This is a genomic window from Blastocatellia bacterium, assembly GCA_025054955.1.
In the GTDB taxonomy this organism is placed as follows: Bacteria; Acidobacteriota; Blastocatellia; order HR10; family J050; genus JANWZE01.
In genome coordinates this window covers 1-11,487 of sequence record JANWZE010000002.1, presented here as the reverse complement: position 1 = coordinate 11,487, position 11,487 = coordinate 1, and the positions used below count along the sequence as shown (strand labels likewise).

The following is an 11,487-nucleotide window of genomic DNA, read 5'->3' as shown; positions in this document are numbered from 1 at the left end:
CGTCTACCTGTCGGGACTTCCACAGGCATGGGCCGACGTGACAGTACGACATCTGCTTGCGCACACCTCAGGGATCAAAAGCTACACGTCGGTGACAGACTTCCTCACGCTCTGTCGAAACGATCATACGCCCGAACAGATCATCCAAATGGTGTCGGCGTTTCCACTGGAGTTTCAACCGGGCGAGAAATGGGCCTATAACAACACGGGATACTATCTGCTCGGCCTCATCATCGAGAAAACCAGCGGCCGATCGTACTGGGACTTTCTCGATGAACGCATCTTCAAACCGCTCGGCATGACCGCAACGCGCAGTAGCGAGCCAAAAGCGATCATCCCCAATCGCGCGCGCGGATACGGGTGGGTAGAAAATCGCTATGTGAACCTAGACCCGCTCACGACGACGGCTGCCGGTGCGGCTGGCGCAATTGTCTCGACCGTACTGGACATGGCCAAATGGGATGCGGCGCTCTACACCGAACGGGTGCTGAAGAAATCAAGTCTGGCTGAAATGTGGACGCCGGCCACGCTCACCAATGGCCAGAAGACGGATTACGGCTTAGGTTGGAGCGTGGGTGAGATTCGAGGTCGCCGATTTGTTCAACATGGTGGGGGAACGCCCGGATTCCGCAGCCATTTTCTGCGGCTGCCGGATGACCGCTTTAGCGTCGTTGTCTTAACCAATCGCGGCGGTTCGATGTCGGTTGGCAGCATCGCTCAGGGCATCGCGCGCCTATATCTGCCGGATTTGAAGGAAGAGCCAATCCAAGACAAAGAACCACAAACAACGGCGTTGTTCAAAAACGTACTGCTTGCGCTGAGAAACGGGACTCTCAGTGCCGACCTGTTCACCGCGGAAGCGCAGGCCGCGCTCTTTCCCGACGCGATCAAAGAGTGGCGCGAGCTGCTTGAGCCGGCCGGCGCGCTCCGGTCCTTCCACTTGCTCGAACGGAAGGATGAAGGCCAGGTCCGTCGCTTTCGCTATCGCGCCGGCTTCGAGAAAGAGTCGTGGGTCTTGACCATCAGGCAAAACGCCGATGGGAAAATCGCGGCGCTCAATCTCTGGTTTGAGTAACGCGAGTTTGCTCCCCGTGGCAAACCGCCACATTGATCCCGACGAGTCATGATGATGAACCAAAATTCCGATCGCATTTGACGCGCGACTTTTGCCTGCGGCAAGCCACCGCGCTCAATGCGCCGCATGTCGTGGGCGTAAGGCCGCCCATTTGCCATTCCGCTTTTCCTTGCGACGATGGGCAAACCACAAGCGGTGCTCGGCTGGTTTCTTAGTGCAGTGCTGGCCACCTGCGATGGGTGGGTGGGCAATGAACCGGTCGCTGTCCCTGCATGAGTCTGTGTGATATTAATAAGCTGCTATGAAATCTCTCGATGTGATCAGGAAAATCACCGCTCCTTTCATCACACATGGCATTTACCGGAGCGATGAGGAAGTGTTGCAGTGCTTGGCCGAGGACTATGTTGAGCGGCAGGTTGAGCACTATCGTGAGCGCATCGAACGATTAAGGAACACCTACCAAATGGACCTCGGCGCGTTTACTGTGGCGGTCCAAGCCCTCTACGCTGGTAGCGGACAGATCCTCGCGCTTCAGCATCTGCCCCGTGCTCAGCAGCTCATGCGAGCCGAAGATGACCTGGAGGAATGGCAGGCGGCTGAAGAACACTTGAAGCGATGGCAGGCCATTCAAGCGGAACTACGTCATGCTGCGAAAGCTTGAAGCTATTCTGCGGGCATCATCCAAGGTGATCGCCATTGAGACCCTCGACAATGACCCAATTGACGCAGATAACTTTCTCTTCAAGCTCCGTTGCCAGCTTACCACGGGCAGAAAGCTGCAAATCCGGCTAAGGGCTGTAGCCGGTCAGCTTCACTATTCCTATCAGGAGTACGACGTCGCTGAAATCCAACGGTGGGACAACGCACCGCACTTCCCACATCTCAGAACGCATTCGCATCATTATCATAATCCGCAGGGAGACGTGCTAGATTCGAGGCGGCTATTCTAGAGCGATTTTCAGTTGCGTTTAGCTAGTGCCCCACATCTTGCGGACTAATGCATGCTGGAACCGTGCGTTCCCAGGGTAAACTCACTCACAAACCGCTCTAACGGTGTCAATAGTCGCAAAGCATCTTTCCTGACCCGCTCTTTTTACTTGACAGTCTCCGTTCATTTGTGATACCTGAATTAGGTCTCAGGAATTTTATCAAGAGCGATGAACTGAAGCTTGAAACGGAGGGGCATGAAAGTATGAAACTCGTACATCGAATTGTCAGTTTCGGCATTGCGGCGGTTGTCTGCCTGCACGCAAGCCATGTGATCCGGGCGCAGGGTGGCGCACCATCCATTCTTATTGAGGTCTCCCCACCAGAGGCAGGGCCAATTGGCGGGAGCGTGCGCGTGGTGGGGACGGGGCCAAATGTAGTAGACCTGAACGCCATTTTCGGCGGGCGGTTCATCAGCCCCATTGCGGTGGCCGGCCCGCCGCAGATCAACATCGAACCACTATTTGACCCCGGCGAATTTCCCGACGGGCCACGCCGCGTCACGCTCACGTACCGTCCGGTGGCCATTCGGGCGAACACGCCGTTCATCCCCGGAGCCGTCGGTTGGGTGCTGCCGGCGCGCATCGGTTCGACGCTCACGCCAGAATCGTTTCTGCGCCGATTTTTGAGCGATTACATTCTGGAAGTGAATGGCTTCAAGTTTGCCGACAACGATCTCATCAAGCCGGAGAACGTTGTGTTCATCGGCCCGATTGACGGCGCGGTGGCCGGTTTTCCCGGTCAGATGATCCATATCTGGGCAGTCAATTTTGCGCAGCGGATTGGTCAGCCGGGGAGCTACCGGATTCGGAACATCGTGCGGATTCCCAAGACGGAGCCTGAGCCTGAATTCGGCCTGGCGTTCCTCGCCGGCGAGTTGATTATTGACATCACGATTAACATTCAACCTGCGAGCAGCGCGGCCGCCATGAGTAGTTCGCTGCTGTCTGCTCCGAACCATTGGGCGGCTGTCGCTGAGATGCAGCGCGACATTCACGCGGCGTTGATGAGATAGCGATCGCCGGCATCTGCTATGGGCAATGGCCCTTCGAGGGAGCCTCGCTGGGAGCGCACGCATCTTGTGTGCTGCATGCCGGAAGCATGCGCTTCCGAGGCTTGTCCTGCGGCTTCAAGGAGGTGATCATGATTAAGCTCAAGCCAACATTTTTAGCCTTCTTGCTTATTGCTACCCTCGCCCTGTTGAGCAGCGGCCGGACTTTAGCGCAAACGGCCTCCACGGGGCAGATCGCCGGGACGGTGCGCGATCAGGCGGGCGCTGTAATTCCTGATGTGAATATCATGGTGACAGAAAGTCTGACGGGCATCCGACGCGAGACCAAAACCGATTCAGCGGGCAGTTACACGGTGCCGCTGCTGCCGCCGGGGGCCTATACGGTTGAGTTCAGCCGCGAAGGTTTTCGCCGACTCGTGCGTGAAAACGTCGCCGTGCGCATCACGCTGACGACGACGGTGGATGTGACGCTGGAAGTCGCCCCACTCGGCGCAGAGACCGTCACCGTGACTGAAGAAGCGCCGCTCCTGCAAACCGATCGTCCCACAACCGGACGGGTCATCGAAGAGCGCACAATTCGACAACTGCCGTTACCGACACGCAATTTCCAACAGATGCTCGCGCTCTCGCCGGGCACGCTTGCGTCGGTCGTGCGCAATACGGACGTAGGACGCGGCGACGCCATCATTCAGGTCAACGGCCAGCGGCAGACGCAGAACAATCTGCAGATCAACGGTGTGGATGCGAACTCCATCGCCTTGCATTCAACGTTCAATCTGCCCGTTCCGGCCACCGAAGCCATTCAAGAGTTCATCGTGCAGACGAGCCTTTACGATGCGTCGCAAGGCCGCAATAGCGGCGGCGCCATCGCGGCCGTCACTAAATCGGGGACCAACGAGTTTCACGGCAACGTCTACGAGTTCTTCCGCAATCGCGTGCTCAATGCCAACGATTTCTTCTTGAACGCATCCGGTCAAAAGCGTCCGATTCTGACGCGCAATCAATTCGGTTTCACACTTGGCGGACCTGTTGTCAAAGACAAGACGTTTTTCTTCGGCTCCTATCAAGGCACGCGCGAACGAAACGGAACATCACTTGTGAACAGTGTCACAAGTTTGATCCTGCCCACAGCATTGAGCGACAATCGCAGCGCCGAGGCATTGGCTGCTGTGGGCAATACGCTCTTGCCGCCGGGCGCGCCGCCACTTACAGCGGCCAACATCAATCCCGTGGCGCTGGCTCTGCTCAACGCGCGATTTCCTGACGGACGACTGGTGGTGCCAAGCCCGCCGCGCAGCGCTGGCCTGTTCACCACGCTCACACAATCGGGACTCTCGCGCTTCCGTGAAGATCAATTCAACGCGAATCTCGATCATCGCCTCACGACGAACAACACGCTGTCGGGCAAGTTCTTCTTCAACAATGATACGACCGATGCCGCGATCACGTCGTTTGTGGCTCGTCCGGCTAATGCCGTGCTCGGCTGGGGTGGACCGTTGCAGCGCAACAATCGCGTCTTCTCGCTGCGGGACACACACGTCTTCACTTCCAGCTTGATCAACGAAGCGCGGTTCGGCTACTCACGCATATTCCTGGAAGCCATCCCACGGGAACCGCTCACGAGTGCGCAGGTCGGCATTGACAGTCCGCTGAGGAGCCTCTTCCCCGGCTTGCCGCAAATTAACGTGTTCGGACTCTTCACGCTCGGTCCTGAAGGATTGTTCGACGCCGAAGTTGTACAGGAGCATTTCACCTACGGCGATACGGTCACCTGGGTGCGAGGTCGTCATCACATCCGCGCCGGATTTGAAGGGCGACACTATCCGTTCCTCTTGCGCTTTCGCCTGTGGAATCGCGGCTTTGTGCAATTTCTCAACTTCGTGGATTTCCTTCAAGGTGATATGTTCATCTCGTTCATCGGCACGGGCGATCCCGAACGCGAGCCGCGCATTCGTGATCTTGGCGCGTTCTTTCAAGATGACTTCAAAGTGAATGATCGTTTGACGCTGAATTTTGGCGTGCGCTACGAGCTGCTCGGCTACGCCACGGAAGCGCGTGGGCGATTGATCGGTTTCTTCCCCGGCAACCGACGACAGGGGCCGCCGCCTAACGGTTTCGTGCTGGCAGGCAACGCAAAGAATCCGATTGCCGGCGTGCCGCTCGTTGAAGAGACGCTCATTCCGCAGGACGAGAACAATTGGGCGCCGCGCTTCGGTTTTGCCTGGAAGCTGCTGCGCGCCTACGATCGGTTGGCCGTGCGCGGCGGCTACGGCGTCTACTATGTGCGCACGTCAGGACAGATCGGCGGCGGGATTCAACTGTTCAACTATCCGCTGTTCATCCTGCCGGTGGGCGCCGGTTCGCGCCTGTTAACGACGCTCGGCTTTCCACTAGCGACGGCGCGAGTCATCGCTCTGCCGTTCGCTCGTCCGTTCGTTCGCGTGCCGCTGCCGAGCGCCTTTCCGGTCGTGCCGGAGATTCCCTCGCCCCTGCGCGATCAGTTTGGAAATCCGATTCCCATTTCCGGCGTCTATCTGGATCAAGGCTTTCGCACGCCCTACACGCATCAATTCAACTTGAACGTTCAATGGGAGGCAGTCAGAAACCTGTTGCTGGAGGTCGGCTACGTCGGAGCGCGCGGCATCAAGCTCACGCAGCTTTTCAATCTCAACCAGCCCGTTTTTAATCCGGCGACGGGGCAGTTTGTGACGCCGCTGGCGGGATTTTCTAACAACGGCAATATCGCAGCGGGCACACACTTGATTCAAACGACGGGCCAATCGTACTACCATTCGCTGCAACTGTCGGTGACCAAGCGGTTGAGTCACGGCCTCTCGTTCCTCGCGTCGTATACACTCAGCAAATCCATAGACACGAATTCCGGGCCGCTGGCGGGCGATCTGGCGGCCAATCCCGGCGATCAGCAGAATCATCGGTTGAATCGCGGGCTCTCGGATTGGGATCGCACGCATCGGTTCGTCTACAGCTTCGTCTATGACCTACCGAAGTTCTACGGCGGTGCTTCAGGTCTTGGCCAGCGCCTGCTCAACGATTGGCAAATCGCCGGCGTTGCGGCGATTCAGTCCGGCTTGCCCTTCACTGTGTTTGCTACCAGTGGCGGCGGTGGGACAAATCTGACGCGAGCTAATTTCGCAGCGGGATTCAACGGTTCAGCCGAGCTGAGTGGGCCGGTAATAGCGCGGCTCGATCGTTTCTTCAACACGGCGGCGTTTGTGCCACCGCTTGGTGCGACGTTCGATCCGCGCGCGCCGTTCGGCAACACGGGACGAAACATCCTGCGCGGCCCGGATCAGCGCAATCTCGATTTCTCCCTCATCAAGTTCATTCCGATCCGAGAAACAACGCGCCTGGAATTTCGCACCGAGTTTTTCAACCTGACGAACACGCCGAGTTTTGCCAATCCCGACTCGAACGTGGTGTCGGCGGCATTTGGGCGAATTTCCAGCACGAGCACGGGCCCGCGTGTCATTCAATTTGCGTTGAAGTTGAATTGGTGAACGCGAAAGAGTTGCGACCTGCGCCGCGAGTCGTTAAAACTCTCGGCGCGGGAGGTGAACTATGACGAAAGAGTATCCCTTCATCGTGGGCGGCGAGCGGCGAACGTCGGCGGAGAAAGTGGAGATTCGCAATCCGTACAATCAGGATGTGATCGCCGTGGTCAACTATGCGTCGGCGCACGATGCTGACGAAGCGATTGCGCGGGCGGCTTCGGCGTTTGAGACGACGCGACAGTTGCCATCTTACGCGCGCGCGGACGTTCTTCGCCGCGTAGCGAGCGAGCTGGCCGCACGCAAAGAAGAATGGGCCGAACTGATCACACTGGAAGCGGGCAAGCCAATACGCGATGCGCGCACTGAAGTCACTCGCGCCGTGCAGACATTCACCGTGGCAGCAGAAGAAGCCAAGCGATTGGGCGGCGAATTGCTGCCGCTTGATTGGTTGGCCGGGTCAGAGAATCGCTGGGCTATCGTTCGCCGATTTCCCATCGGGCCGATTCTCGGCATCACGCCGTTCAACTTCCCTCTGAATTTGGTCGCGCACAAGGTGGCTCCGGCGCTCGCTTCGGGCAATCCCATCATCATCAAGCCAGCGCCGCAGACACCGCTGTCGGCGTTGCGGCTGGGCGAACTGGTGTGCGCGGTGGGTTGGCCTGACGGGGGCTTGAGCGTCCTTCCCTGCTCTAACGATGTCGCCGGACGGATGCTCGCCGACGAGCGCATCAAGAAACTCACGTTCACCGGCAGCGCCGCTGTCGGCTGGATGTTGAAAGCACAAGTGCCGAAAAAGAAAGTCACGTTGGAACTCGGTGGAAACGCCGCTGTCATCGTGCATGAGGATGCTGACCTCGATTACGCGGCGCGACGCTCGGTGCAAGGCGGGTTTGCTTACGCCGGTCAAACCTGCATCTCCGTGCAGCGCATCTACGCGCATGAGGCTGTGTACGAACCATTTCTGGCGCGGGTGCTGGAGGGCGTCAGAAACCTGATCGTCGGCGATCCGAAGGATGAAACCACCGATGTCGGTCCGATGATCAACGTGGCTGCCGCCGAACGCGCCGAGAGCTGGATTCGTGAAGCGGTTCAGGCCGGCGCGAAGGTCCTTATCGGCGGTGAACGCAGTGGCGCATTTCTCATGCCGACGGTGCTCACTGATGTTGCGCCGGAGATGAAAGTAAGCTGCGAGGAAGTATTCGCGCCCATTGTCATCGTAAGCCGTTATACCGATTTTGAAGAAGCTCTCCGATGGATCAATGCCTCGCGCTATGGATTGCAGGCGGGCGTCTTCACTCGTGATGTGAACCGCATCGTTCGCGCCTATCAGATGATCGAAGTCGGCGGACTCATGGCGAACGATGTGCCGACCTATCGTGCCGATCACATGCCGTATGGAGGTGTGAAAGATTCCGGGTTTGGCCGCGAAGGCGTGCGCTCGGCTATCGAAGAGATGACCGAACCGCGCGTGCTGGTCTTGAATTTGAGCTGAATGCTGAATGCAAGCGAACATGCCGAAGATCAAAGTCAACGAGATCGAGCTTTATTACGAAATTCACGGCGGCGAATCCCACGAGCATTCTGGGCGACTTCCGTTGCTGCTCATTGCCGGATTGGGATTCGGCGCCTGGAGCTGGTATCGGCAGATTCCGGCGCTGGCCAGGGAATTCGTCACCATTGCCTTTGATAATCGAGGCGCGGGCCAGTCCGACAAACCTGACACAGAGTACACGATTAAGATGATGGCTGACGATGCAGCCATGCTGCTTCGCGCTCTGAAGGTCGAACGGGCGCACGTGCTCGGCCACTCGATGGGCGGATATATTGCGCAGGAGTTGGCGCTCGGTTACCCCGACCTGGTGGCCAGCCTTGTGCTCGTCTCATCGAGTTTCGGTGGGAAAAACGCCGTGCTCATGTCAGCGGAGACGGCAGCGCAGATGCGCTCGGAGCTGGAAGCTGAGGACCCGGAGGTTGCCTTACGAAAGGGGCTCTCGCTTCGCTTCAGCGACCGATTCATCGCTGAGCATCCTGATCTGGTCAACGAGTTCATTGCTGTGAGGCGAGCGCATCTGCCGCCGCGTGAAGCCTGGTTGCGACAATTCGTCGCCTGCCTCACGTTTGAGACGGAATCGCGCCTGCCGTCGCTGCGCATACCGACGTTGATTGTGACCGGTGACGATGATCCGATTGTTCCGGCGGAGAATTCGCGCCGTCTGGCCGCGAGCATTCCGGGTTCGCAATTGCGCGTGCTGGAGGGCGCGCGGCATCTACTCTTCATCGAGCACGCGGAGGCCTTTAATCATATCGTGATCGAATTCTTGAAGGCGTTAAATTGAAAACCCGGGAGCACTCGCTACGAGCGGACTCAACAGGACACGCCACGAAGGATGAGAGTGGAGCACAGGCGCGAACACCTGTGTAACATCTCAAGGGGAAATCGCTCATGTCTAACAGCACGTCGCGAAGGATGAAAATCGAGCACAGGCGGGAACGCCTGTGCCACATTTACATGGGAGTCGCCCATGCGCAACAGCATGCCACGAAGAGTAAAAACGGAGCACAGGCGGGAACACCTGTGCCACATTCTCAAGGAGGGAGGATGAGGTATGGCAACAGCGAAGGCGGCAGTGATGCCGGACTTTCATCAGCCGTTGGAAATACGTGAGTATCCGCTGCCGGATCAGATTGAGCCGGGCGCGGCGCTTGTGCGCGTGCAGATGGCCGGCATCTGCGGCACCGATGTGCATCTGTGGAAAGGGCAACTGCCGATCCCACGTCCGCTCATTCTCGGTCACGAAACGGTGGGGACAGTGGTGAAACTCGGCGAGGGACTAGAAATGGATTGGACAGGCGCACCGCTTCAGGAAGGAGATCGGGTGGCCTGGTATGCCGGGCGGCTTTGCGGTCAGTGCTACTACTGTGTGCAAAAACGCCAGCCGTCCCGCTGCTTGAAGCGCAAAGCCTACGGGATCACCTACAACTGCGATCATACTCCTCATCTTTTGGGTGGCTATGCTGAATATCACTACCTATTGCCCGGCACGGCCATCTTCAAGTTGAGCGATTTATCCACAGAGATGGTCGTGGGCGCGGGCTGCGCGCTCAACACGGCCATTCACGGCATCGAGCGCATTGGCATTGGTTGGAGTGATACGGTTGTAATTCAAGGCAGCGGGCCGGTCGGTCTGGCGGCGCTTGCAGTGGCCAAAAGCGCCGGGGCGCTCACCACCATTATGATCGGCGGGCCAGCGCATCGGCTGGAACTGGCCAAAACGTTTGGCGCCGATCATACGATCAACATCCAGGAGATCACAAATGCAACGGAGCGCATTGAGCGCGTCAAGCAGCTTACGAGCGGTTACGGCGCTGACGTGGTGATTGAATGTGTGGGAATGCCGGCGGTCGTACCTGAAGGGTTCGAGATGTGTCGTGATGGCGGAAAATACCTGGTGCTCGGCCACTATGGCGATGCCGGAGCGACCGAGATCAATCCGCATGTCATCACCCGGAAGCAATTGACCGTTTATGGCTCATGGGCGAGCGAGCCGCGTCACATGGCGCTGGCCATCGAGTTTTTGAGAAAGCAAGGCGAGCGATTCCCCTTTGATCGTCTGGTATCGCATCGTTTCTCATTGGATCGCGCGTTTGAGGCGTTACAAAGCACGGCCGGATGGCTTTCAATTAAAAGTGTGCTCGTGCCGTGATGGAGAGGGAATGACATGCGACTGAGTCAGGATGTGTATCTATCGGTTTCGTACTTTCTTTTATGGTCGGTTGTCGGATTCTTCTATCCTTATTTTCCGTTATTTCTGGCGAGCCTCGGCCTGGACGGCACACAGATTGGGGTCGCTCTAGGCATCCTGCCGCTGCACACGATTTTTACTCCGCTAATCTGGGGCTATCTGGCTGACCGAACGAAGCGGCGTACCGAGCTATACGTGCTGGCGCTTGCAGGCGGGTTGCTGGCCAACGTCGCCTTTTTGTTCATCCCCAGCAGTTTTGGTATTGTGATCACGGCTATGTTTGTGGTGGGCGCATTTCTGCCGGCGCTAGGCCCGATGCTGGATGCCATCACGCTCGCCTACGTCAAGCAAACCGGAAAAGACTTCGGTCACATTCGTCACTGGGGCGCATTCGGCTTCGTGGCCAGCTCGTTGCTGATGGGGTGGATCATTAGGCAGACGCACGTGCTGGCCATGTTCTACGGACTGATTCTCCTGTTGGCGATTCAAATCCCCCTTGGTTTCACGCTGCCGAAGATCGAAAGCGATGGTCAGGGGCTTCGCTCCAAAGATACGATAGAGCTGATTCGAGACCGCCGGGTGCTTTGGTTTCTCGGTTTTTGTTTCCTATACGGCATCGGTTACTCCTCATACTTGGTGGGCTACACGCTCTTTCTAAGAGACCTGCGACTGCCGACAAACTTGATCGGCGCGGCGTGGGCGTTCGGCGGCGTTACCGAAATCGTGTTGATCTATTTCTCGGTGCGCTTATACAAAAAAGTCGGCGCGTTCAACATGCTGTTGCTTTGTGTGCTGGCGACGATGACGCGGTGGACGGCGCACCTGTTCATTGACGGGGTTGTGCCTGTTTTCGCTGTTCAGGCGCTACATGCTTTCACATTTGGCGGTTTTCTGGTGGCGTCGCAACTGCTCATCACGGAGATCATCAAGCCCGAACTGAAGAGCACTGGGCAGGCGCTTTTCTTTGCTGTCTTCATTGGCGTGGGCGGAGTGATTGGCCATGCGCTGTTCGGACGGTTGTTGGACCTGTTTGGGACGCGACAGCAATTCGGCTTCGCAGCCGGGGTACTGGTGGTGAGCTTGCTTCCGCTACTGGTCTTCCGGCTCTACGATCGGCATCGCTACAGACCGGCAACGGTTGCATGAGGGATAGCCATT

8 protein-coding genes are annotated in these 11,487 nt (G+C 57.7%); all 8 read left to right on the top strand.

Annotated features, from left to right (window positions below; all coding sequences use genetic code 11):
* Positions 1-1,075, top strand: a 1,075-nt coding sequence (locus NZ823_00120) for a serine hydrolase (protein MCS6803535.1), incomplete at its 5' end; no start/stop codon positions are given.
* Positions 1,076-1,376: 301 nt separating this feature from the next.
* Complete coding sequence (locus tag NZ823_00115; GenBank protein MCS6803534.1) at positions 1,377-1,736, top strand: hypothetical protein; 360 nt, start codon at positions 1,377-1,379, stop codon at positions 1,734-1,736.
* 531 nt (positions 1,737-2,267) lie between these two features.
* On the top strand, positions 2,268-3,077 hold the full coding sequence (locus NZ823_00110) for a hypothetical protein (GenBank protein MCS6803533.1): 810 nt from the start codon (positions 2,268-2,270) through the stop codon (positions 3,075-3,077).
* Between the two features lie 128 nt (positions 3,078-3,205).
* A complete protein-coding gene (locus tag NZ823_00105) occupies positions 3,206-6,592 on the top strand; it encodes a TonB-dependent receptor (protein ID MCS6803532.1) in 3,387 nt (1,128 codons plus the stop codon).
* A gap of 61 nt (positions 6,593-6,653) precedes the next feature.
* Complete coding sequence (locus tag NZ823_00100) at positions 6,654-8,078, top strand: aldehyde dehydrogenase family protein (protein MCS6803531.1); 1,425 nt, start codon at positions 6,654-6,656, stop codon at positions 8,076-8,078.
* A gap of 19 nt (positions 8,079-8,097) precedes the next feature.
* Positions 8,098-8,922 carry an alpha/beta hydrolase gene (locus tag NZ823_00095; protein ID MCS6803530.1) on the top strand — a complete coding sequence of 275 codons (825 nt, stop codon included), beginning with the start codon at positions 8,098-8,100 and terminating at the stop codon, positions 8,920-8,922.
* A gap of 270 nt (positions 8,923-9,192) precedes the next feature.
* A complete protein-coding gene (locus tag NZ823_00090) occupies positions 9,193-10,290 on the top strand; it encodes a zinc-binding dehydrogenase (protein ID MCS6803529.1) in 1,098 nt (365 codons plus the stop codon).
* A gap of 15 nt (positions 10,291-10,305) precedes the next feature.
* Positions 10,306-11,475: an MFS transporter gene (locus NZ823_00085; protein ID MCS6803528.1), complete on the top strand. Its 1,170-nt coding sequence runs from the start codon at positions 10,306-10,308 to the stop codon at positions 11,473-11,475.
* Positions 11,476-11,487 lie beyond the last annotated feature (12 nt).